Below are 21,567 nucleotides of genomic sequence, written 5' to 3' on the forward strand. Positions count from 1 at the left end.
CAGTCAGATCGAGGGTGATCCGGACAGCCCGATCTCGCGGGGTCGGCTGTGTCCGAAGGGTTCGGCGAGCAAGAGTCTGGTGACCAGTCCGCTGCGGCAGACGACGGTCCGCTACCGCCGACCGTACTCGACGCAGTGGGAAGACCTGGAGCTCGATACCGCGCTCGACATGATCGCCGACCGGATGCTCGCCGCACGCGAGCAGACCTGGGAGGACGCCGACACGCAGGGCAGGCCGCTCAACCGGACGCTGGGGATCGCCAGTCTGGGTGGGGCGACGCTGGACAACGAGGAGAACTACCTCATCAAGAAGTTGTTCACCGCGATGGGGGCGCTGCAGATCGAGAACCAGGCCCGTATTTGACACTCCGCCACCGTCCCCGGTCTGGGGGCCAGCTTCGGTCGTGGCGGTGCGACGGACTTCCAGCAGGACATCGCCAACGCTGACGTCATCGTCATCCAGGGTTCGAACATGGCCGAGGCGCATCCGGTGGGTTTCCAGTGGGTGATGGAGGCCAAGCGGCGCGGCGCGAAGGTCTTCCACGTGGACCCGCGGTTCACCCGGACCAGCGCTCTGGCCGACGCGTACCTGCCGATCCGGGCGGGCACCGACATCGCCCTGCTCGGTGGGGTGGTGCGCTACATCCTGGACAACGACCTCGACTTCCGGGAGTACGTGCTCGCGTACACCAACGCGGCGACGATCGTCAGCGACCAGTTCATCGACACCGAGGACGGCGACGGCTTCTTCTCCGGCTTCGACCCGGAGACCGGCACGTACGTGCAGGACAGCTGGCAGTACGCGGGGCATGAGGGTTCGTCCGGCAGCGGGCACACCGCTCAGGAGCGGGACAGCGCCTCGGGGTTGGCGCACGAGTCGCACGGCGCGCAGGTGGGCGGGCAGACCGAGCGGGACGAGACGTTGCAGCATCCGCGCTGCGTCTATCAGATCCTCAAGCGACACTTCGCCCGCTACACGCCAGAGATGGTGGAGCGGGTGTGCGGCATCCCGCAGGAGAAGTTCCTCGAATTGGCGCAGGCGTGGACGCGCAACTCCGGCCGGGAGCGCACCGGGATGCTGATCTACTCGGTGGGGTGGACGCAGCACAGCGTGGGTGTGCAGTACATCCGTACCGGCGCGATCATCCAACTGCTGCTGGGCAACATGGGTCGCCCGGGTGGCGGGGTGATGGCGCTGCGGGGGCATGCCAGCATCCAGGGCTCGACGGACATTCCGACGTTGTTCAACCTGCTGCCGGGCTACCTGCCGATGCCGCATCACGCCGAGCACCCGAGTTTCGATGAGTGGGTGGACAGCATCCGGCACCCGGGGCAGAAGGGTTTCTGGGGTAACGCCCGGACGTTCGCGGCCAGCCTGCTGAAGGCGTACTGGGGTGACGCCGCGACCGCCGACAACGACTACTGCTACGGCTACATGCCGCGGATGACCGGTGACCACGGCACCTACCAGCAGGTGCTCAACATGATCGACGGCAAGATCAAGGGTTACTTCCTGTTGGGGCAGAACCCCGCGGTCGGGTCGGCGCACGGTCGGGCGCAGCGGCTGGGCATGGCGAACCTGGACTGGCTGGTGGTCCGGGACCTGTTCATGATCGAGAGTGCGACGTTCTGGCAGAACGGCCCGGAGGTCGCCACCGGCGAGATCGTCCCGCAGGAGTGCCGCACCGAGGTGTTCTTCCTGCCCGCCGCGTCCCACGTGGAAAAGGAGGGCACCTTCACCCAGACGCAGCGGTTGTTGCAGTGGCGGGAGAAGGCCGTCGACGCCCCGGGCGACGCCCGCTCCGAGCTGTGGTTCTTCTACCACCTGGGCCGCAAGCTGCGGGAGAAGCTGGCCGGCTCGGCGCTGCCGCGCGACCGGGCGCTGCTCGACCTCACCTGGGACTACCCCACGCACGGTCCGCACGCGGAGCCGAGCGCCGAGTCGGTCCTGCGCGAGATCAACGGGTACGACGTGACGACCGGCCGCCCGCTGTCGAGTTTCGCCGAGGCCCGCGCGGACGGCTCCACCGCGATCGGTTGCTGGATCTACACCGGGGTGTACGCCGACGGCGTCAACCAGGCAGCCCGGCGCCGGTCCCGCCATGAGCAGGACTGGGTGGCCGCCGAGTGGGGCTGGGCGTGGCCGGCGAACCGGCGGATGCTCTACAACCGGGCCTCCGCCGACCCCGACGGCAACCCGTGGAGTGAGCGCAAACGCTACGTCTGGTGGGACGCGGACAAGGCCGAGTGGACCGGCTACGACGTGCCGGACTTCGAGAAGGGCAAGCCGCCGTCGTACCGGCCGCCGGAGGGCGCGTCGGGGCCGGAGGGCATCGCCGGCGACGACCCGTTCGTCATGCAGGGCGACGGCAAGGGCTGGCTGTACGCGCCCAGTGGTGTGCTGGACGGGCCGTTGCCGACGCACTACGAGCCGGTGGAGTCGCCGGTGCGCAACCCCCTGTACCGGCAGCAGGCCAACCCGACCCGCAAGATGTACGCGCATCCGGTGAATTCGGTGAACCCGAGCCCGCCGCAGGAGCACGGTCAGGTGTTCCCGTACGTGTTCACGGTCAGCCGGCTCACCGAGCACCACACCGCCGGCGGGATGAGCCGTACCGTGTCGCCCCTGGCCGAGTTGCAACCGGAGATGTTCGTCGAGGTGTCACCGGAGCTGGCGGCCGAGGCCGGGCTGGAGCATCTGGGCTGGGCCCATCTGGTCAGCGGCCGGGCGGTGATCGAGGCGAAGGTGCTGGTGACGGATCGGCTCGCCCCGTTGCGGGTGGACGGTCGGATCATCCACCAGGTGTGGTTGCCGTACCACTTCGGTTTCGAGGGTCTGGTGACCGGCGACTCGGCCAACGACCTGTTCGGCATCAGCCTCGACCCGAACGTCCTCATCCAGGAGAGCAAGGTCGGCACCTGCGATGTGCGGCCCGGCCGCCGGCCCACCGGGCCGGCGCTGCTCGACCTGGTGGCCGACTACCAGCGGCGGGCCGGGATGATCCCGGGCGGGCACGCGCCGGCGGTCACCGGCGACAGCGAGGGGGAGCGGCGCGGTGATTCCTGATCCGAACAGTCTGTACGGGCCGCTGGATCCGGCGCCGGACGCCGGTTACGAGGACGCGCCGCCGCGGATGGGGTTCTTCACCGACACGAGTGTGTGTATCGGCTGCAAGGCGTGCGAGGTCGCCTGCAAGGAGTGGAACGGCGTCCCGCAGAGCGGGCTCGACCTGCTCGGCATGTCGTACGACAACACGGGCGCGTTGACCGCGAACTCGTGGCGGCACGTCGCGTTCATCGAGCAGCCCCGCCCCGCCGCCGACGTGCTTGGTGAGCCGGCCGACACCGGCGCGGGCCCGCAGTTCCTCGGGATGCCGGGGGCGCAGCCGCCGGGGCGGGCTTCCGGTGCCGAGGGCCGCTCGGACTTCCGCTGGCTGATGATGTCCGACGTGTGCAAGCACTGCACCCATGCGGCGTGTCTGGACGTCTGCCCGACGGGTTCGCTGTTCCGCACCGAGTTCGGCACGGTGGTGGTGCAGGAGGACATCTGCAATGGCTGCGGTTACTGCATCTCCGCCTGCCCCTACGGCGTGATCGATCAACGCAAGGGTGATGGTCGGGCGTGGAAGTGCACCCTCTGCTACGACCGGTTGGGCGCGGGGATGACCCCGGCCTGTGCCCAGGCGTGTCCCACCGAGTCGATCCAGTACGGGCCGGTGGACGAGTTGCGGGAGCGGGCCGCCGCGCGCGTCGAGACGCTGCGCGAGCGGGGGGTCCCCGAGGCACGCCTGTACGGTCACGACCCGACCGACGGTGTGGGCGGGGACGGCGCGTTCTTCCTGCTCCTCGACGAGCCCGAGGTGTACGGGCTGCCACCCGACCCGGTCGTGACCACTCGCGACCTGCCGAAGATGTGGAAACGCGCCGGCCTCGCCGCGCTGGCCATGGCGGCGGCGACCGTCGCCGCGTTCGTCGGAGGTTCCTCGTGAGCACGGACCGTCCCCCGGTCGGTGACCTCTTCCGCCGCTTCCGCGACCGGCTTGCCGCCGACGATCGGGCAGACCTGGTCTCGCCGCCGCAGCGGACCGCCGACCTCCCCGGCCACCGGCCTGGCCGCCGGGGTGGGCGGCGTGGCGGCGGCGAGGAGTTGCGGGTGCCGGAGGCCGAGTTCACCTCGTACTACGGCCGGCCCGTCCTGAAGCCGCCGGTGTGGAAGTGGGACATCGCCGCGTACCTGTTCACCGGTGGCCTGGCCGCCGGCTCGTCGCTGCTCGCCGCCGGTGGGCAGCTCACCGGCCGGCCCGCGTTACGCCGCGCCGGACGGAGCACCGCGCTGGCCGCCGTCGGCGCCAGCACGGTCTTCCTGATCCGGGACCTGGGCCGGCCGGCACGGTTCCACCACATGCTGCGGGTCGCCAAGCTGACGTCGCCGATGTCGATGGGCACCTGGATCCTCAGCGCGTTCGGGCCGGCCGCCGGTGTCGCCGCGATCGCCGAGACCGCCGGCCTGCTACCCCGCCACGGGGTGCTCGGCGTGGCCCGTCGGGCGTTGCCGCCGGTCGGGCACGCCGCCGGGCTGCTCGCCGCGGGCACCGCGCCCGCGCTGGCCACGTACACCGGGGTGCTGCTCGCCGACACGGCGGTGCCGTCGTGGCATGAGGCGTACCCCGAGTTGCCTCTGATCTTCGCGGGTAGTGCGCTGGCCAGCGGCGCCGGCGTGGGTCTGCTCGCCGCGCCGCCGGCGCAGGCCGGGCCGGCCCGCCGGATGGCGGTGGCCGGCGCGGCCCTGGAACTGTACGGCGCGCATCGGGTGGAGACCCGCCTCGGCCTGCTCAGTGAGCCCTACCGGCAGGGCCGGCCCGGTCGGCTGCTGCGCGCCGGTCGGGTGTTGACCGCCGCCGGGGTGGCCGGTGCCCTGCTCGGCCGTCGCAGCCGGGTGGTCGGCGCGGTGTCCGGCGCGGCACTGCTGGCGGCGTCGCTCGCCACCCGGTTCGGCATCTTCTACGGCGGTGTCGCCTCGGCCCGCGACCCCCGGTACACGGTGGTGCCGCAACGCGAGCGGGTGAACGCCCGGCGGAGCGGCGGTGGATCCGACGGCTGACTGAGCGGCCGCTCGGGCGTTGTGATCGAATGTCCGATGGAGGCGTTCAGGCGGCTGGTGCCCCTCCCGGTCTTCAAAACCGGTGTGGTCCGGGACCCGGGCCAGGCGGGTTCGATTCCCGTCCGTCTCCGCCAACCGGCCTCAGGAGATGACGCGATGGGCGACGCTCCGGTGGACCCGCGACGTCGGGTGCCCCGCACCGACGCGCTGCTCGCCGATCCGCGACTGGCCGCGGCCGCCGCCACGCTCGGCCGGGACCGGGTGAAGGCGGTCGTCGCCCGGGCGCAGGAGCGGGCCCGCCGCGGTGAGATCGCCCCCGAGGACGTCCGGGACGCCGCCGTCGCCGCGTTGCCCGCGTCCGGGCCCCGCCCGGTGCTCAACGCGACAGGTGTCGTGCTGCACACCAACCTGGGTCGCGCGCCGCTGTCGCCGGCCGCTGTCGCCGCGGTGGTGGCCGCCGCCGGGCACACCGACGTGGAACTGGACCTGACCACCGGTCGGCGGGCCCGCCGTGGCCGCGACGCGCTCGACGCGCTCGCCGCCGCCGTGCCCGACGCCGAGGCCGTACACGTGGTCAACAACGGCGCGGCCGCGCTGGTGCTGGCCGCGACCGGGCTGGCCGCCGGTCGGGAGATCGTGGTCAGCCGGGGCGAACTGGTCGAGATCGGCGACGGTTTCCGCCTGCCCGACCTGCTGGAGAGCACCGGCGCACGACTGCGGGAGGTGGGCACCACCAACCGCACCACCCTCGCCGACTACGCCGCCGCGATCGGCCCGCGGACCGGCTTCGTGCTCAAGGTGCATCCGTCGAACTTCCAGATCACCGGGTTCACCTCGGCCACGACGGTGCGGCAGCTCGCCACCCTCGATGTGCCGGTGGTCGCCGACATCGGCTCCGGGCTGCTGCGCGCCGACCCGCTGCTGCCCGACGAGCCGGACGCCGCCAGCACCCTGCGCGCCGGTGCGGCGCTGGTCACCGCCAGCGGCGACAAGCTGCTCGGCGGCCCACAGGCCGGGCTGCTGCTCGGTGCCGCGGACCTGGTCGACCGGCTGCGCCGCCATCCGCTGGCCCGGGCGGTACGCGTCGACAAGCTCACCCTGGCCGCGCTCGCCGCCACCCTGCACCATCCGCAGACACCGACGCACACCGCGTTGCACGCCGACCCGGGCACCCTGCGCCGCCGGGTGGAGCGGCTGCGCGACCGGCTCGGCGTCGACGGCCGCAAGGCCGAGGTGGTGCCGGCGGTCGCCGTGGTCGGTGGCGGTGGCGGCCCCGGCGTCGAGTTGGACTCGTGGGCGCTGAGCCTGCCCGAGCGGTACGCGACGCCGCTGCGCACCGCAGACCAGCCGGTCCTCGGCCGGGTGGTGCGCGGGCGGCTCCTGCTCGATCTGCGCTGTGTGCCCGCCGACGCCGACGAGGCGCTCCGGGCGGCCGTCCTGCGCGTCCCCGACGGGGACGACTGAGCATGTTCGTCGTCGCCACCGCCGGGCACGTCGACCACGGCAAGTCGACCCTGGTCCGGGCGCTCACCGGGATGGAACCCGACCGGTGGGCCGAGGAACGCCGCCGGGGGATGACGATCGACCTGGGCTTCGCCTGGACGACACTGCCGTCCGGTGGCACGGTCGCGTTCGTCGACGTACCCGGGCACGAGCGGTTCGTGCCGAACATGCTCGCCGGGGTCGGCCCGGTGCCGGCGGCGCTGATCGTGGTCGCCGCGGACGAGGGGTGGATGCCGCAGTCCGCCGAGCATCTGGCCGCGCTCGACGCCCTCGGCGTCGGGCACGGCCTGTTGGTGGTGACCCGCGCCGACCTGGCCGATCCGGGGCCGGCGGCGGCGCGGGCGCGGGCCGAGATCGCGGCGAGCAGTCTCGGCGCGGTGGACGCGGTGGCGGTCAGCGGCGTGACCGGCGCCGGCCTGCCCGAGCTGCGTGCCGCCCTGGACCGGCTCGCGGCCGGCCTGCCCGCGCCCACCGTGGACGGACCGGTCCGCCTCTGGGTGGACCGCAGCTTCACCGTGCGGGGCAGCGGCACCGTGGTCACCGGCACCCTCCGCGCCGGACGGTTGCGGGTGGGCGACGAGCTGGAGTTGGCCGGCGCCGACGAGCCGGTCCGGGTCCGGGGCCTGCACTCCCTCGGCGAGGCCCGCGCCGAGGCGACGGCGGTCGCCCGGGTGGCGGTCAACCTGCGCGGTACGCCCCGCGACCGGCTGGGCCGTGGCGACGCCCTGCTCACCCCGGGGCGGTTCCACCGCACCGACCTCGTCGACGTGCGGCTCACCGGTGACCCGGCAGCCGACCTGCCCGCCACCCTCACCCTGCACGTCGGCTCGGCGGCGGTGCCGGTGCGGGTGCGCCCGCTCGGCCCGGACACCGTCCGGTTGCGGCTGGCCCGGCCGTTGCCGCTGCTGGTCGGCGACCGGGCGCTGCTGCGCGACCCGGGCCGGCACCACGTGGCCGGCGGGGTACGCGTGCTGGACGTTGCGCCGCCACCGCTGTCCCGACGAGGTGCCGCCGCGGCCCGCGCGCTGGTCCTCGCCGACCTGGACGGTCGACCCGATCTCGCCGGTGAGCTGCGCCGTCGACGGCTGGTCCGCGCCGACACGATGATCCGGATGGGCGTGCCGGTGCACGTCGCGCCGGTGGCTGGTGACTGGTTGGCCGACCCGGAGCACTGGCGGCGGCTCGGCGAGCAGCTGACCGAAGAGGTCACCCGCTACACACGGGAGCACCCGCTGGAGGCCGGGATGTCGGTGGACGCGCTGCGGCAACGCCTCGCCCTGCCCGACCGGGCGCTGGTCGAGGCGCTGGTCCGCCCGCCGTTGCGCGTCCGGGCCGGACGGGTCGGGACGGCGGGCGGCGACGCGCTGCCCGAGCCGGTGGCCCGGGCCGTGCAGCGGGTCCGCGCCGAGTACGGCGATCGACCGTTCCGCGCCCCCGAGGCGGACCGTCTCGTCGATCTCGGTCTGGGCCCCCGCGAGATCGGCGCCGCGGTGCGGGCCGGCGCGCTGCTGCGGCTGGCCGACAACGTGGTGCTGCTGCCCGACGCGCTCGACGACGCGGTCCGGGTGCTGGCCGGGCTGCCGCAGCCGTTCACCCTCTCCGCGGCCCGGCAGGCGTTGGACACCACCCGCCGGGTGGCGGTGCCGCTGCTGGAGCTGCTGGACCGTCGGGGCGCGACCCGTCGACTGCCCGACGACGCCCGGATCGTCGTCGGTTGAGCGCCGCACCCGGCTCGGGACGGGGCTGACAGAGGAGGGTGCCTACTGGGGTAACCGGCCGGAACCGCGGTTCGCGACGCGGGGCTGGATGCTCGTGTGGACCGTGCCGGACGGGCAGACCCGGTACGCCCTCGTCGATCCGCCCGCCGCGGAGTCGTACCCCGTTGAGCCAGGTCCGCCCGTCTCCGGCGCGCGGGACGCCCGGCTCGCGGCGGCCGCGGCCCGGTGGGGTACGGCGGGCGCCCCCGCGCACCGCATCGCGGACGCCGCCGCTGTGCTCGCCGTCGTGCTGAGCCTGCTGTGGCTGGGGCGGGATCACCATGTCGGTCTCCGTCGCCCGCCTGTTGCTCGGCACGGCGGTGGTGCCGGGCTAACCGGCCCCCGGACCGGTGGCGGTCACCTACGGTGACGCCATGGACCCTTCGGCGGTCTGGCGGGACCGGCAGCACCAATGGCGGATCGAGGCGTACCGCGCGCCGGATCTGCGGTTCGCCATCTACGCGACCAACGGCCCCACCGAGTCGGTGCCGCTCTGGCTGTTCGGCATGTCGGCGCTGGCCCGGTGGTTGATGACCCACTCGATCTCGCTGGACGACCTGGAGGCCGACTGAGCCTCGGACCGGCCGGAAACCGGGTCGCGGCCTGCTCGGCTGCGGTTGAGTGACCTCAGGTGGTGGACGGGGGTGCGCGATGGGCGGTCAGCTCGGGCAGGTGGTGCTCGTGGCCGTCCTGGTGCTGGTCAACGCCGCGCTCTCCGGCAGCGAGATGGCCCTGGTGACGCTGCGCGAGGGGCAGTTGCGGCGGTTGGGTCGGCGCTCACGTGCGGGCGACCGTCTGGTGCGTCTCTCCCGCGAACCGAACCGCTACCTGGCCACCATCCAGCTCGGCATCACGCTGGCCGGCTTCCTCGCTTCGGCGGCGGCCGCGGTGTCGCTGGCCGGGCCGCTGGTCGGTCCGCTGGGCTTCCTCGGCGCGGCGGCCCGTCCGGCCGCGGTGCTGGTGGTGACGGTGCTGCTGACGTTCGTCACGCTGGTGCTCGGGGAGTTGGCCCCGAAACGGCTGGCCATGCAGCGGGCGGAACGCTGGGCGCTGCTCAGCGCCGGCCCGCTCGACCTGCTCGCCCGGCTGTCCCGACCGGCGGTGTGGCTGCTCAGCCGGGCCACCGACGCCGTGGTGCGGTTGGCCGGCGGCGACCCCCGCGCCAACCGGGAGGAGATGACGGAGGAGGAGCTGCGCGAGATGCTGGTCAGCCAGCGGGGCCTGTCGGCGCAGCAGCGGGAGATCCTGACCGGCGCTTTCGACATCGCCGGGCGGACCCTGCGGGAGATCCTGGTGGCCCGGCGGGAGGTGACCGCCCTGCCGGCGAGCCTGAGCACCGACGAGGGGGTCCGTCGGTTGGCCGCCGCCGGCCGGTCCCGCGCGCCGGTCACCGGCCCCGGTGGCCTGGACGAGGTGGTCGGTGTGGTGCACATCCGGGACCTGGTGCGGGCCGGTGCCGGCACGGTGGGGGAGCAGGTGCGAGCGCCGCTGCTGCTGCCGGTCACGCTGCCGGTCGCCGACGCGTTGCGCCAGCTGCGTCAGGAGCACCAGCAGTTGGCCCTGGTGGTCGACGAGCACGGCGGCATCGACGGCATGGTGACCATGGAGGATCTGCTGGCCGAGGTGGTCGGCGAGCTGTACGACGAAACCGACCGCGACGTGCACGGGGTGACCCGGGACCCGGACGGGTCGCTGCTGGTGCCCGGTGACTTCCCGCTGCACGACCTGCCCGACCTGGGGGTGCGGCTGAGTTTCCCGCTGTCCCGGGAGTACACGACGGTGGCCGGTCTGGTGTTGGCGCGGCTGCGGCACCTGCCCCGTGAGCCGGGGGAGACCGTGCGGCTGCCCGGGCTGACGCTGGAGGTGGTGGAGGTCGCCGACCGGGCGGTGCGCCGGGTACGCCTGTGCGGGTTCGTCGCGGACCGTTGAGCGTGTCGCCCAACAGGGGGACAATTGCCACGAAACCGGTCCGGAGCGGTTGAGAGTCACCTACGGTGCGGTACGTGAAGGACCGAGGGTTGCGTACGTTCGTCACGGTGCTGGCCGGCCTCGCCGTGATCTACTTCGGCAGCGCCGGCCGCAGCCCCGAGGAGGGCCGTGGCATCTCCGGCGGGGTGGTGGTGCTGGCGCTGCTCGCCGCGCTGCTGGTGTGGCACCTGACCCGACCGGGCGACAAGACGGTCAAGTGAGCGCCTCAGCGGGCCGCCACGCGGGTGACCTCGCCGGCGGACTCCTCACCGAGCGCCACCCGGACCAGCGCTGAGGCGAGCCGGCCGAAGTCCGGCTCGTCGACCAGCCCGGCCAGCCCGTCGGGTGAGCCCGGCAGACCCAGCCGCTTCGCCCCGGCCAGGGCTCGACGGTCGGCGTACGGGCGCAGGTCGGACCAGACCGTCTGCGCCTCCCGCAGGTAGATGTCGGCGCCGGTGGGGCCGATGCCGGGGAACTCGGTGAGTCGTCGGCGCAGCCCGGCCGGGTCACCCTGGGCCTCGTGGTGCAGCCGCCGCAGGTCGCCGTGCCAGCGGTCCAGGCACAGTCGGGCGCCGGTGCCGAGCATGGTGGCGGTGCGCTCGTCGTAGCGGCGGTAGTGGCCCCGGCCCAACGCGTCGACCCGCTGCTGCCAGCTCGCCGCCTCCATCGCCTGCGGCGTGCGGTAGCCGGCGGCGAACAGCTCTCGCGCGGCGTCCACCGCGATACACGCTCGGATCCGGGTGCTCAGCAGGGTGGCCAGCACCAGCAGCTGGTACAGCGGCCCGGGTCGGTCGGAGAGCCGGATACCGGCCTCCTCCGGGTAGGTGCGGCCACGCCGGTCCAGCAGGACCCGCACCACCGTTCGATCGTTGCCCACCCCGACGGGGTACCCACTCCGCGGCCCGCTAGCCGTTTGTCGGTGGGCGGGGCCGGAATGCCGCCGGTGCCCGCGGGTATGCCGCCGGTGGAGGCGGTCGACGCCGCCTGCCGTACCCGGAAGGGAGACACCCCGTGACGAACCCGCAGCAGCAGGAGTTCCGGCGCAACGCCCTGGGTGGCACCAGCCAGGACAACAAGGGCCCCGCCCCCGGTCGGCATCCGGCCAACCGTGGCACGTCCCGCGGTGACCAGGGCCGGCCGGTGCCCCAGGGGCAGGTGTCGCCGTACGGCCCGGCCGGTGAGCCGGTGGCCGAGGACGACAGCGACACCCGAGCCTAACGACCTCGGCCGGACGGCCGCCGCAACCTGTTCCAGGTGGCGGCGGCCGTCAGGCCGTACGCCAGGTGCGGAATGATGTCGGAGATCCAGTCGGAGCGTCGCCAGGTGCGCGGGTCGCTGATGCCCAGCGCGGTGATCGAGCCGTCGGTCATGGTCATCACGCTGGCGCCGAGAACGCCCGCCGCCATCGGCAGGGGCTGCCGCCGGCCACCGGCGTAGAGCGCGAACGCGACGCCCGCGGCGATGCCCAGGCCGTAGCCGATCAGTGGACCGAGGCCCGAGCGGCGGTTCGCCGCCCGGGCCCCGGAACCCAGATTCACGTGCGCGATACCGGCCAACCGGTCGACGGTCTCCCCGGGGACGCTGCTCTCGGGCCGGGCCCGCAGCGCCACGTCGAGGTAGGAGACCACGTTCAGCGCGGTGCTGCCGACGGCGCCCGCGATGGCGCCGTCGGCCAGGTCGACCCTCCTCATTTCGGGTCGCCCGGTTCGCGCTCGCTCTTGGGGCCGTACGTGCGCTCACCGCGCACCACACCCCGCTGGCCGCGATCCTCCTGCAGGATCCTGTTGGCGACCTGGTTGGCCTTGCCGTCGGGTACCCGCCGTCCGGAGTCGTCGATCGCGTTGCGCAACCGCGCCCGCTGCTTGTCGTACGCGTTACTGCCCGGCCGTGGTCCTGGCATGTGCCGCCTCCTTCGTCGCCGTTGGCGTACCGCGGCCGTCTACCCGTCTGACGACGGGCCAACCCCGGGGTGTCAGCGGGGAGCGCGGACCACGGCGACGGGGCACCGGGCGTGGTGCAGCACCGACTGGCTCACCGACCCCAGCAGCAACCCACTCACCTCGCCGCGCCCCTGCCCGCCGACCACCACCAGTTGGGCGGCGTCGGACGCCTCGGCGAGCACGGCGCCGGGACGGCCGTGCACCGCCTGCCAGGTCAGCCGCAGACCGGGGTGCCGCTCGGCGAGTCCGTCCAGGGACTCGGCGAGGTCGCGCTCCTGCTCGGCGTGCAGCCGCGTCTCGTCGTACACCAGGGGTTGCATGTCGCCCGGGCCGCTGCTGCCCGGATGCCGGTAGGCGCGCACGGCCCGCAGCGGCACGCCGCGCGCCTCGGCGATCTCGGCGGCGAACTCGGCGGCCAGGCGCGACGCCGCCGAGCCGTCCATTCCGACCACGACCGGTCCGTCCGGACGGTGCTCGCCGCGGGCCACCAGCACCGGGCAGTCGGCGTACGCGGCGACCTGCACCGCCACCGAGCCGAGCACGAGCGCGGCGAAGCCGCCCAGCCCCCGGTCGCCGAGCACGATGAGCGCGGCGGTGGGGGATTCGCCCACCAGCACCGCGGCGGCCTCACCGTCGATGATCTCGCCGGAGATCGTCAGCCCGGGCACGGTCGCCTCGGCCTCGGCCACGGCCGCCGCGATGATGTCCTCGGCCTGGTGGCGCAGCCCGCCGCCGGGCGGGGCGTCCGGCGCGGGGGAGTCCGGTACGTGCAGCAGCGGCCAGATGAACCCGTGCACCACGCGCAGCGGCCGGTGCCGGCGGGTGGCCTCGGCGGCGGCGAGGCGTACCGCGCGCAGGGAGGGCTCCGAGCCGTCCACGCCGACCACCACCGCCGCGCTGTTCGCCGAGTTCACCGGCCACCTCCCGCCGTCTTCCACTATCGCAGCTCGCGGGGCGCGCGGCGCAGCGATACCACGGCGCGTGCCCGGGTCGGTACGCTGACGCCACCGAAGGAGGAGGGAGCGTCGTCGATGGGCGAACCGGATCAGCCGAGCACCGCACGCATGATCGACTACTGGCTCGGTGGGGCCCACCACTTCCCGGTCGACGTGGCCGCGGCGACCGCCTTCGAGCAGGCGTACGGGCCGTGCGCGCCGGTCTTCCGGGAGCTGCGGGCCTTCCTCGGCCGGGCGGTGCGGGCGATCGCCGCGCAGGGCGTGGACGGTTTCCTGGTGTTCGGCGCGGGGGTGCCCACGATGGGCAACGTGCACGAGGTCGCCGCCGAGGCCACGGTGCTCTACACCGACGTCGACCCGGTCACCATCCGGCTCGGACAGCGCATCCTCGCCGGCAGTGACCGGGCCGGCTACGGCTTCGGGGATGCCACCGACATCGGCACCATCGACCCGGCGCAGTTGCACCGCTTCGTCCCGGGGTGGGGGCGCCGGCCGGTGGGGGTGGTGTTCCTCGGGCTGGCGGCGTTCCTCGACGACGACACGCTGACCCGTACCCTCGACGAGTTGTACGCGGCGGCGGCACCGGGCAGCCTGCTCGCCGTGGACTTCGACACCGAGGAGTTGGCGGCCCATCCGCAGGCCCTGGCGATGATGGGGCCGGCGTTCCGGATGCGCCCGCCGGCGGCGTTCGCGCCGCTGCTGGGTCGCTGGGCGCCGACCGCGGACGGGATCGTGCCGGTCAACCGTTGGCGTCCGGACGGCGTGCCGGCCGAGGTGCCCGACGCGTTCCACGGTGTGGTGGCGACCCGCGGCGACGACTGACCGCGACGTCGGACTCCGCGCGGGCGCCCGTATGATGCTTGCTCTGTAGCAAGTTTCTGGAGGACGCATGGTGGACGGGCCGGACGTGGTGTCGCGCGCGCTGCGCGAGGCTCCGCCCGACCAGCTGGCGGAGGCGGCGGACGAGGCGATCCGCTCGGCGCTGGGCGCGGTACGCACGGACGTGTTCGTGGCCGACTACCGGATCAGCGGCCTGTGGGCGGTGCTGGATCCGGACCTGCCGGCGGCCGGGTTCCTCGCCTGTCACACCGTGGCGCAGCGCTGTTTCAGCAGCCAGCAACCGGTGCGGGACATCGCCGACGACGGCCCGTGCCGGTTGTATCTGCCGCTGACCGTGTGGGGGGAACGGTTGGGCGTGCTGCTCATCGAACTGCCGGCCGTGCCGGGCCCGGCGGTCACCGGCCGGGCCACCGACATCGCCGGTGCGCTCGCGGTGGCGATGCGCGCGGCGGATCGGGAGACCGACCGGTACCGGCGGGCCCGTCGCCGTGAGCGGCTGAGCATGGCCGCCGAGATGCAGTGGGACCTGCTGCCCGGGCGCAGCGTGTCGCACCACGCGTTTCACCTGGCCGGTCAGTTGGAGCCGGCGTACACGGTGGGTGGTGACCACTTCGACTGGTCGCTCGACGGTGACCGGCTCACCCTGACGGTGCTCAACGGCGAGGGCAGTGGTCTGGCCGCGTCGATGTTGACCGCGGTCACGGTGAACGCGATGCGCAACGCCCGCCGCTCCGGCGGTGGCCTGGTGGAGCAGGCGGAGTTGGCGTCGGACACCGTCTTCTACCAGCACCGGGGGCACCGGTACGTGGCCACCCTGCTGTTGGAGGTGGACACCCGCACCGGGCGGGTGCGGGCGGTCGACGCGGGTTCCCCGCATCTCCTGCGGATGCGCGGGGCGGTGGTCGAGCCGATGAAGCTGGACCAGCAGATGCCGCTGGGCATGTTCGCCGAGACCCGCTACGAGCAGCAGGAGTTCCAGCTCGAGCCGGGTGACCGCGTCTTCGTGGTCAGCGACGGGGTGTGGGCGGCGGAGCCTCCGGGGCAGGAGCCGTACGGGCAGCGGGCGATGGCCCGTTCCCTGCGCGCCACACGGTTGCAGCCGGCGCCCGAGGCGGTTGGTACGGTGATGCGCGAACTGCACGCCTACCACGCGGATTCCGATCTGCGCGACGACGCCGTCGTGGTCTGCCTGGACTGGCACGGTCCGCGCGAGCGGAACGGCGGGTGAGGATCGCCGCCGCTTCGTCGGGCGGGCACCAGCGCGACGACGGCAGGGGACATCGGGTGGAGCGACCTGGGGATCTCGCCGCGGCGATCGACGCGGCCGCCGAGACGATGGTCGCCGTGCTCGAGTCGGCGGCCGCGCGCCATCAGGTTCCGCCGACCCAGTTGCGGGTGCTGATGCTGATCAGCGCTCGGTCGGAAACCAACGTCAACCGGCTGGCGGAGCTGCTGGACGTGGTGCCGTCCTCGGCCAGCCGGCTCTGTGACCGGTTGGAGGCGACGGGTTTGCTGCGTCGGGTGGCTGATCCCCGGGACCGGCGTGAGGTGCGCCTGGTGCCGACGGCGGCCGCGCAGACCCTGCTGCGGGAGTTGGCCGAGCGGCGGCAACGGGCGGTGCAGGCGGTCCTGGACCGGATGCCGCCCCGGCTGCAGCACGACCTGTTGGCGGCGCTGCTCGCGTTCGGTCGGGCGGCGGCTCAGTCGGTGCCGGAGCAGCAGTCCGACCCGGCGGTGCAGACGGCCTGACCGGGTCACCCCCTCCACTAGTATCCTAGGACCCTCTACGCGTGGTGATCCACGCCACAGTGCGGCACAGCCGCACCGACCGCCGAGCGGCGGCACCCGGGAAGCGGACAGCAGCCCGATATAGTGGCAGCGCACTTACCCGGCCCGCGATCTCGATGATCGCGGGCCGTGTCAGGGAAGAGGTCCCGTCCGGGGCCGCAGGGGAGCCGGCGCTGTGCCGGCCCGACAGCGCGTACGACCTCGCCCGCGCCCGACGTCGGCCGGGTGGGTCGGAGCGTGCCGCGGAGGAGGTTCGGTGTCGCGTCGGCCGGCTCGGGCAGAGCACCCGCGGGACACCGGCGAGCAGGCTCCCGGCGACCAGGTGCTCACCCTGCCCAACCTGATCAGCTTCGGGCGGCTGCTCGGCGTACCCCTCTTCCTCTACCTGTTCCTGGTGGCCCGCGCGGACGTCGCGGCGGTCGTCGTCCTGGCCATCGGTGGCACCACGGACTGGGTCGACGGGTGGATCGCTCGCCGGCTGCGGCAGGTGAGCCGACTCGGGGAGCTGCTCGACCCCCTCGCCGACCGGCTCTACATCCTCGCCACGCTGATCGCCTTCACCGTCCGGGAGGTGGTGCCGTGGCAGTTCACCGCGGCGCTGCTGGCCCGTGAGTTGCTGCTGCTCGGTTCGCTGGCGGTGTTGCGTCGCTACGGCTACGGTCCGCCGCCGGTGCACTACGTCGGCAAGACCGCCACGTTCCTGCTGCTCGCGGCGTTCCCGGTGCTGCTGCTGGCCACCGAGTGGAGCGCGGCGGCGACGGCGACGGCCGCGATCGGCTGGGGGCTGGCCTGGTGGGGGTTGGTGCTCTACTGGGTGGCCGGCGGCATGTACGTGGTGCAGGCCGCCCGGCTGGTGCGCGCGGCGCGCGGCCCGGGAGCGGTGGCGTGAGCGCGCCGCGGCCCGGGGGGCCTCGTCAGGATCGGGTGTACGCGCCGGACTTCCTCACCGAGCTGTTCCGCAACCCGTTGGATCCGGGGTACGCCGACGCGGCGGCTGCCCGTCGGCGTGCGGCGCCGGCGGAGCCGGTTCGGGGCTGGCGGGCCTGGCCGACGCGGACGGTCAGCCTGGTCGTGGTGGTGATGCTGGGTTTCCTGTTCGCGGTCGCGTACCGGCAGACGATGGCCGATGAGCCGGGGCGTAGCCAGGCCCGTTCCGGGTTGGTGGCGCAGATCAAGGAGCGGGAGCGGCAGACCGACCGGTTGTCCACGCGGGCGGACGAGCTGCGCGAGGAGGTCAGTCGGCAGCGTGACGCGGCGTTGAGTGGGTCGGCGGCGGCACGCCTGCGGGACATGGAGGCGAGCACCGGGCTGGGTCGGGTGCGCGGTGACGGTGTGGTGGTGCGGTTGGCCGACGCGCCGGACAAGGCGGATGCGGTCACCGGCGCGGGTGCGGGGCCGCCGCGGGTGCTGTACAGCGATCTGCAGGGGGTGGCGAACGCGTTGTGGAGTGCCGGCGCGGAGGCTATCTCCATCAACGGGCAGCGGTTGACGGCGACGTCGACGATCCGGTCGGCGGGTGAGGCGATGCTGGTGGATTTCCGGCCGGTGACGGGGCCGTACGAGGTGTCGGCGATCGGTCCGGGGTCGATGCGGGACAAGTTCGACGACAGTCGTAACGCCGCGTTGATGCGGGAGGTGGCGCAGAAGACCGGGCTGTCGTTCGGTGTGCGGGATGCGGATGACCTCACCCTGCCGGCGGCTCCGGAGCCGCAGCTACGCTACGCCAAGCCGTCGGTCAGTCCGAGCCCTTCCGTGTCGGGTGGCCGGTCCGGCAGTCCCGGGTCGTCCGGTTCTCCGGCGACCGTCAGCCCCTCCGGAGGTGGTCGATGATCGCGGTGCTGGCGTTGCTCGCCGGTGTGGTGCTCGGTGTGTGGCTTGACCCCACAGTGCCGGCGGCGTTGCAGCCGTACCTGCCGATCGCGGTGGTGGCCGCATTGGACGCGGTGTTCGGTGGGGTGCGGGCCAAGCTGGACCGGATCTTCGATGACAAGCAGTTCGTGGTGTCGTTCATCTCGAACGTGCTGGTGGCTGGTCTGATCGTGTATCTGGGTGACCAGTTGGGTGTGGGCGGGCAGTTGTCCACCGGTGTGGTGGTGGTGCTCGGTGTGCGTATCTTCGGCAACGTGGCGGCGATCCGTCGGCACCTGTTCCGGGCGTAGGTTTGGATGCGATGAGCGACGAGCAGACCGAGACGGGGACGGGGTGGCCGCAGCCGGCGGGTCCGGTGCGGCCGGGTGGTCCGGCGGGTGAGCCGGATCCGCGGCCGGATGCGCCGGATCCGGACGAGCTGAGCCCGTTGGCACCGCAGGAGCCGGTGCCGGCGGATGACGAGCCGGGGGTGGCGCCGGTCGACGACGGTGCGACGGTGGATCTGAGCGCGGTGTCGCGGTCGGCGGAGCCGGACGGGTCGGAGGCGCGGCGGGTCGAGGAGTCGCGGGTCGAGGAGTCGGCGCAGCCGGGTCGGTCCCGGTTGAGTACGGCCGGTGTGATGATCGCGGCGTTGTTGGCGTTGTTGGGTTTCACGCTGGTGGTGCAGTTGAAGACGACGTCGACGGATCCGACGTTGGGGGCGACGCGTCAGGAGGATCTGGTGCGGATCCTGTCGGATCTGGATGCGCGGGAGAGTCGTCTGCAGCAGGACATCCGGGCGTTGGAGGACAGTCAGCGGCAGTTGCGCTCGGGTGAGCAGGGTCGTCAGGCGGCGTTGGACGAGGCGACGCGGCGGGCGGACGAGGTGGGCATTCTGGCGGGGACGTTGCCGGCGGTGGGGCCTGGTCTGACGGTGCAGTTCTCCGCCGGTGGTAAGCCGATCTCGGCGAACCGGGTGTTGGACGCGGTGCAGGAGCTGCGGGGCGCGGGCGCGGAGGCGATGCAGATCGCCGGTGGTGACCGGGCGACGGTGCGGATCATCGCGTCGACGTTCTTCCTGGATGGGGAGAACGGGTCGTTGGTGGTGGAGGGGCGTCGGTTGGTGGGGCCGTTCACGATCACGGTGATCGGTGATCCGGCGACGATGCGTACGGCGTTGAACATTCCTGGTGGGGTGGTCGCGTCGGTCCGGGGTGACGGCGGTAACGTGACGTTTGGGGAGCGTGAGGTTGCCGAGGTTTCGGCGCTGCACGTGCCGATCAAGTTGGAACACGCCCGTCCGGTCTCCTGATCGGGCGCGGCCGCGCCGGGCCTAAGTGGTCCGGGGCACCGATGGATGAAGGACGCGTCTGGTGATTCCCGAGGATCTGCGATACACCGCCGAGCATGAGTGGGTGGCGGGTGACGGCACCGGTTCGGTTCGGGTCGGCATCACGCACTTCGCGCAGGACGCGTTGGGCGACATCGTGTACGTGCAGTTGCCGGAGGCGGGTGCGGTGGTCGCGGCCGGTGACTCGTTGGGTGAGATCGAGTCGACCAAGAGCGTGTCGGAGATCTACGCCCCGGTTGCCGGTACGGTGGCGGCGCGTAACGAGGCGTTGGGTGACACACCGGAGCTGATCAACACTGATCCGTATGGTGCGGGTTGGCTGGTGGAGATCACTCCGAATGATCCGACGGCGGCGGACGGGTTGCTGACGGCGGCTGCGTACCAGAAGATCACCGAAGGCTGAGTGTGCTTGATCCGGTGCGTGTGATGTCTGCGCGCGTCCGGTTGCCCTGCATTTCGGCGCTGGCTAGGCTCGCCCAGTCGACCGAGAACCCAATAGTTGAGCGTTGCGGAATTGCCTTCCCGGGCACGGGGAGCCAGCCGCCGGGTGTGCATGTGCCCGGCGGCCAGACCCGCCATTACCCGACGCCGACCGAACAGATCCGTGAGGTGGTCCCATGACGCGCCCAGACGACGAGTTCCCCCCACTCGACGTCACTTCGACGCTCAATCTCGGTTCGCTCGACGAAGTGCTGGAGGGGCCGGACACCGATGTGGTGCCGAGCCGGATGTCCGGTTCGTTGCCGCCGGGTATGGCGCTGCTGGTGGTTCGTCGCGGCCCGAATGCGGGTGCCCGGTTCCTGTTGGACCACGATGTGACGACGAGTGGCCGGCACCCGGACAGTGACATCTTCCTCGACGATGTGACGGTGTCGCGTCGGCACGCGGAGTTCCACCGTGATGGTGGGACGTTCACGGTGCGGGACGTGGGCAGCCTGAACGGCACGTACGTGAATCGTGAGCGGGTCGAGGCGGCCACGTTGAGCAATGGTGACGAGGTTCAGATCGGTAAGTTCCGGGTGGTGTTCATCGCCGGTCCGCGCCCGGAGGAGGAGGCCGGCCGGGGGTGAACGAGCCTGCGGCCTCCACGCCACCCGGGGCGACCCGGTCCCAGCCGCTGATGAGCATCGGTGAAGTGCTGGGTCAGTTGCGGGTGGATTTTCCGGACACGACGATTTCGAAGCTGCGGTTCCTTGAGGCCGAGGGTCTGGTGGAGCCGCAGCGGACGACGGCGGGTTACCGGAAGTACAGCTGGGACGATGTGGCGCGGTTGCGGTTTGTGCTGACCGCGCAGCGGGACAGGTATCTGCCGTTGCGGGTGATCCGTGAGCAGTTGGCCCAGTGGGATTCGTCCGGTGAGCAGCCGGGGCGTTCGCGGCCGGCGTTGGTTGCGGTGGGTCCGGATGGTGCGGTGCCGGGTCGTGAGTCGCCGGAGCCGGCCGAGTCGTCGCAGGTGCGGCTCGGCCGGGCGGATCTGGTGGCGCGCAGTGGCGTCGACGAGTCGACGTTGGTGGAGTTGGAGCGGCTCGGTGTGCTGGTGTCGGATCCGCCGGGGTGGTATGACGCGGATGCGTTGATCATCGCGTCGGCGGTGGCGGGGTTGGCGGCGTACGGGTTGGAGCCGCGGCATCTGCGGGGTTATCGGACGGCGGCGGACCGTGAGGTTGGTTTGTTCGCGCAGTTGGTGGCGCCGTTGGTGCGGCAGAGTGATCCGGCGGCGCGGGCGCGGGCTGCGGAGACGGCGCGGGAGTTGGCGGCGTTGTCGGAGCAGTTGCATGCGGCGTTGGTGCGGGTGGGTCTGCGGTCGACGTTGGGTCGGTGAGGGGGCCCCGGTGGGCGGTGGCGGAGCGGAAAGATCTCTTCTCCGAAGCGTGCCGTAGGCTTGCCGGGGTAACCCCTTTCTGGCGCGGGCGTGGTGCTGTAGCGCATGGGACGGCCGTGTCGCGGTCCGTGTACCGTGCAGGGAAGGGCGCGGTGCGTAGGTTGACGACGACACGGAGGCGGCGGTGCGCGAGCTGAGCGTGGTCGGAGTTCGGGTGGAGCTGCCCAGCAACCAGCCGATCGTCCTGCTCAGGGAGGTCGAGGGGGACCGCTATCTGCCGATCTGGATCGGTGCGGTCGAGGCGACAGCTATCGCTTATGAGCAGCAGGGGGTCAAGCCGGCCCGGCCGTTGACGCATGATCTTCTGCGGGATGTGTTGGCGGCGTTGCAGGCGCCGTTGCAGGCGGTGGAGATCACCGAGCTCAAGGAGAACGTCTTCTACGCGGATCTGTTGATCGGTGATGGCGTGCGGGTGTCGGCGCGGCCGAGCGATTCGATCGCGTTGGCGTTGCGTGTCGGGGCGCCGATTCGTTGTGCGGAGCAGGTCCTCAGTGAGGCGGGGATCATCATCCCGGACGAGCAGGAGGACGAGGTGGAGAAGTTCCGCGAGTTCTTGGAGCAGGTGCGTCCCGAGGATTTCGCGGGCTGATCGGTCCCGCTCGTGGGTGGGTGTCACTGTCGGTGATGCTTGGG

The 21,567-nt window shown here is 72.6% G+C and carries 25 protein-coding genes and 1 tRNA gene; 22 read left to right on the top strand and 4 right to left on the bottom strand.

The features are described 5' to 3' along the window. The 10 genes from fdh to F8271_RS11045 form a co-directional block, all read left to right on the top strand. A partial coding sequence (gene fdh / locus F8271_RS11000; protein WP_255473677.1) for a formate dehydrogenase occupies positions 1–3,067 on the top strand: 3,067 nt, incomplete at its 5' end. After that, positions 3,060–3,989: a 4Fe-4S dicluster domain-containing protein gene (locus tag F8271_RS11005; RefSeq protein WP_151489630.1), complete on the top strand. Its 930-nt coding sequence runs from the start codon at positions 3,060–3,062 to the stop codon at positions 3,987–3,989. The genes fdh and F8271_RS11005, both read left to right, overlap by 8 nt. Beyond that, a complete protein-coding gene (gene nrfD / locus F8271_RS11010) occupies positions 3,986–5,101 on the top strand; it encodes an NrfD/PsrC family molybdoenzyme membrane anchor subunit (RefSeq protein ID WP_151489601.1) in 1,116 nt (371 codons plus the stop codon). The genes F8271_RS11005 and nrfD overlap by 4 nt, the downstream gene beginning before the upstream one ends. A gap of 38 nt (positions 5,102–5,139) precedes the next feature. Beyond that, a tRNA-Sec gene (locus tag F8271_RS11015) sits at positions 5,140–5,235 on the top strand. Between the two features lie 22 nt (positions 5,236–5,257). Next, positions 5,258–6,565 carry an L-seryl-tRNA(Sec) selenium transferase gene (gene selA, locus F8271_RS11020; protein WP_151489602.1) on the top strand — a complete coding sequence of 436 codons (1,308 nt, stop codon included), beginning with the start codon at positions 5,258–5,260 and terminating at the stop codon, positions 6,563–6,565. 2 nt (positions 6,566–6,567) lie between these two features. Next, positions 6,568–8,322 carry a selenocysteine-specific translation elongation factor gene (selB, locus tag F8271_RS11025; protein WP_151489603.1) on the top strand — a complete coding sequence of 585 codons (1,755 nt, stop codon included), beginning with the start codon at positions 6,568–6,570 and terminating at the stop codon, positions 8,320–8,322. An 88-nt stretch (positions 8,323–8,410) separates the two neighbouring features. Next, on the top strand, positions 8,411–8,731 hold the full coding sequence (locus tag F8271_RS11030) for a hypothetical protein (protein WP_151489604.1): 321 nt from the start codon (positions 8,411–8,413) through the stop codon (positions 8,729–8,731). Between the two features lie 4 nt (positions 8,732–8,735). After that, on the top strand, positions 8,736–8,933 hold the full coding sequence (locus tag F8271_RS11035; RefSeq protein ID WP_151489605.1) for a hypothetical protein: 198 nt from the start codon (positions 8,736–8,738) through the stop codon (positions 8,931–8,933). 79 nt (positions 8,934–9,012) lie between these two features. Next, positions 9,013–10,290 carry a hemolysin family protein gene (locus tag F8271_RS11040; RefSeq protein WP_151489606.1) on the top strand — a complete coding sequence of 426 codons (1,278 nt, stop codon included), beginning with the start codon at positions 9,013–9,015 and terminating at the stop codon, positions 10,288–10,290. A 74-nt stretch (positions 10,291–10,364) separates the two neighbouring features. After that, complete coding sequence (locus F8271_RS11045) at positions 10,365–10,550, top strand: hypothetical protein (RefSeq protein ID WP_036410487.1); 186 nt, start codon at positions 10,365–10,367, stop codon at positions 10,548–10,550. Between the two features lie 5 nt (positions 10,551–10,555). On the opposite strand, the gene F8271_RS11050 is transcribed toward F8271_RS11045, so the two are convergent. Beyond that, a complete protein-coding gene (locus F8271_RS11050; RefSeq protein ID WP_151489607.1) occupies positions 10,556–11,206 on the bottom strand; it encodes a hypothetical protein in 651 nt (216 codons plus the stop codon). 134 nt (positions 11,207–11,340) lie between these two features. On the opposite strand from F8271_RS11050, the gene F8271_RS11055 reads away from it, so the two are divergent. Further along, the gene (locus F8271_RS11055) at positions 11,341–11,547 is read left to right on the top strand and encodes a hypothetical protein (RefSeq protein ID WP_151489608.1); all 207 of its coding nucleotides are present in this window, start codon (positions 11,341–11,343) and stop codon (positions 11,545–11,547) included. Here F8271_RS11055 and F8271_RS11060 read toward each other — a convergent pair. From F8271_RS11060 to F8271_RS11070, 3 genes are all read right to left on the bottom strand, one after another. Further along, positions 11,544–12,020 carry a hypothetical protein gene (locus tag F8271_RS11060; RefSeq protein WP_151489609.1) on the bottom strand — a complete coding sequence of 159 codons (477 nt, stop codon included), beginning with the start codon at positions 12,018–12,020 and terminating at the stop codon, positions 11,544–11,546. The two genes, F8271_RS11055 and F8271_RS11060, sit on opposite strands and share 4 nt — an antisense overlap. Continuing rightward, positions 12,017–12,229 (bottom strand): phosphatidylethanolamine-binding protein, encoded by a 213-nt coding sequence (locus tag F8271_RS11065; protein ID WP_088948250.1) that lies wholly within the window; start codon positions 12,227–12,229, stop codon positions 12,017–12,019. The genes F8271_RS11060 and F8271_RS11065 overlap by 4 nt, the downstream gene beginning before the upstream one ends. Positions 12,230–12,301: 72 nt before the next feature. After that, complete coding sequence (locus F8271_RS11070) at positions 12,302–13,183, bottom strand: universal stress protein (protein WP_151489610.1); 882 nt, start codon at positions 13,181–13,183, stop codon at positions 12,302–12,304. A 117-nt stretch (positions 13,184–13,300) separates the two neighbouring features. Here F8271_RS11070 and F8271_RS11075 point away from each other — a divergent pair, with 117 nt between their 5' ends. From F8271_RS11075 to F8271_RS11125, 11 genes are all read left to right on the top strand, one after another. After that, complete coding sequence (locus F8271_RS11075) at positions 13,301–14,047, top strand: SAM-dependent methyltransferase (RefSeq protein WP_151489611.1); 747 nt, start codon at positions 13,301–13,303, stop codon at positions 14,045–14,047. Positions 14,048–14,114: 67 nt separating this feature from the next. After that, entirely contained in the window at positions 14,115–15,293 is a 1,179-nt protein-coding gene (locus tag F8271_RS11080; RefSeq protein WP_151489612.1) for a PP2C family protein-serine/threonine phosphatase, read from the top strand. A 56-nt stretch (positions 15,294–15,349) separates the two neighbouring features. Next, on the top strand, positions 15,350–15,814 hold the full coding sequence (locus F8271_RS11085; RefSeq protein ID WP_151489613.1) for a MarR family winged helix-turn-helix transcriptional regulator: 465 nt from the start codon (positions 15,350–15,352) through the stop codon (positions 15,812–15,814). A gap of 295 nt (positions 15,815–16,109) precedes the next feature. Further along, positions 16,110–16,742 (top strand): CDP-alcohol phosphatidyltransferase family protein, encoded by a 633-nt coding sequence (locus F8271_RS11090; protein WP_151489614.1) that lies wholly within the window; start codon positions 16,110–16,112, stop codon positions 16,740–16,742. Continuing rightward, entirely contained in the window at positions 16,739–17,683 is a 945-nt protein-coding gene (locus F8271_RS11095) for a DUF881 domain-containing protein (RefSeq protein ID WP_151489615.1), read from the top strand. The genes F8271_RS11090 and F8271_RS11095 overlap by 4 nt, the downstream gene beginning before the upstream one ends. Next, complete coding sequence (locus F8271_RS11100) at positions 17,680–18,012, top strand: small basic family protein (protein WP_007460356.1); 333 nt, start codon at positions 17,680–17,682, stop codon at positions 18,010–18,012. The genes F8271_RS11095 and F8271_RS11100 overlap by 4 nt, the downstream gene beginning before the upstream one ends. Before the next feature lie 11 nt (positions 18,013–18,023). Beyond that, on the top strand, positions 18,024–19,013 hold the full coding sequence (locus tag F8271_RS11105) for a DUF881 domain-containing protein (RefSeq protein ID WP_151489616.1): 990 nt from the start codon (positions 18,024–18,026) through the stop codon (positions 19,011–19,013). A 61-nt stretch (positions 19,014–19,074) separates the two neighbouring features. Continuing rightward, the gene (gcvH, locus tag F8271_RS11110) at positions 19,075–19,455 is read left to right on the top strand and encodes a glycine cleavage system protein GcvH (protein WP_151489617.1); all 381 of its coding nucleotides are present in this window, start codon (positions 19,075–19,077) and stop codon (positions 19,453–19,455) included. Positions 19,456–19,669: 214 nt separating this feature from the next. Next, complete coding sequence (locus F8271_RS11115) at positions 19,670–20,122, top strand: FHA domain-containing protein (RefSeq protein ID WP_007071101.1); 453 nt, start codon at positions 19,670–19,672, stop codon at positions 20,120–20,122. Positions 20,123–20,172: 50 nt separating this feature from the next. Then, the gene (locus F8271_RS11120) at positions 20,173–20,874 is read left to right on the top strand and encodes a MerR family transcriptional regulator (RefSeq protein WP_192580243.1); all 702 of its coding nucleotides are present in this window, start codon (positions 20,173–20,175) and stop codon (positions 20,872–20,874) included. A 184-nt stretch (positions 20,875–21,058) separates the two neighbouring features. Continuing rightward, positions 21,059–21,523, top strand: a complete 465-nt coding sequence (locus F8271_RS11125) for a bifunctional nuclease family protein (RefSeq protein WP_151489619.1) — start codon at positions 21,059–21,061, stop codon at positions 21,521–21,523. Positions 21,524–21,567: the final 44 nt, after the last annotated feature.

Origin of the sequence: Micromonospora sp. ALFpr18c (assembly GCF_008868155.1) — a bacterium.
Classification (GTDB): Bacteria; Actinomycetota; Actinomycetes; order Mycobacteriales; family Micromonosporaceae; genus Micromonospora.

Excerpts from the sequence above, each read along its gene's own strand:
- selA (WP_151489602.1), top strand. The coding sequence starts at position 5,258 with ATGGGCGACGCTCCGGTGGACCCGCGACGTCGGGTGCCCCGCACCGAC.
- selB (WP_151489603.1), top strand. The coding sequence starts at position 6,568 with ATGTTCGTCGTCGCCACCGCCGGGCACGTCGACCACGGCAAGTCGACC.
- F8271_RS11030 (WP_151489604.1), top strand. The coding sequence starts at position 8,411 with ATGCTCGTGTGGACCGTGCCGGACGGGCAGACCCGGTACGCCCTCGTC.
- F8271_RS11035 (WP_151489605.1), top strand. The coding sequence starts at position 8,736 with ATGGACCCTTCGGCGGTCTGGCGGGACCGGCAGCACCAATGGCGGATC.
- F8271_RS11040 (WP_151489606.1), top strand. The coding sequence starts at position 9,013 with ATGGGCGGTCAGCTCGGGCAGGTGGTGCTCGTGGCCGTCCTGGTGCTG.
- F8271_RS11060 (WP_151489609.1), bottom strand. The coding sequence starts at position 12,020 with ATGAGGAGGGTCGACCTGGCCGACGGCGCCATCGCGGGCGCCGTCGGC.
- F8271_RS11065 (WP_088948250.1), bottom strand. The coding sequence starts at position 12,229 with ATGCCAGGACCACGGCCGGGCAGTAACGCGTACGACAAGCAGCGGGCG.
- F8271_RS11075 (WP_151489611.1), top strand. The coding sequence starts at position 13,301 with ATGGGCGAACCGGATCAGCCGAGCACCGCACGCATGATCGACTACTGG.
- F8271_RS11080 (WP_151489612.1), top strand. The coding sequence starts at position 14,115 with ATGGTGGACGGGCCGGACGTGGTGTCGCGCGCGCTGCGCGAGGCTCCG.
- F8271_RS11100 (WP_007460356.1), top strand. The coding sequence starts at position 17,680 with ATGATCGCGGTGCTGGCGTTGCTCGCCGGTGTGGTGCTCGGTGTGTGG.
- F8271_RS11105 (WP_151489616.1), top strand. The coding sequence starts at position 18,024 with ATGAGCGACGAGCAGACCGAGACGGGGACGGGGTGGCCGCAGCCGGCG.
- F8271_RS11115 (WP_007071101.1), top strand. The coding sequence starts at position 19,670 with ATGACGCGCCCAGACGACGAGTTCCCCCCACTCGACGTCACTTCGACG.
- F8271_RS11120 (WP_192580243.1), top strand. The coding sequence starts at position 20,173 with ATGAGCATCGGTGAAGTGCTGGGTCAGTTGCGGGTGGATTTTCCGGAC.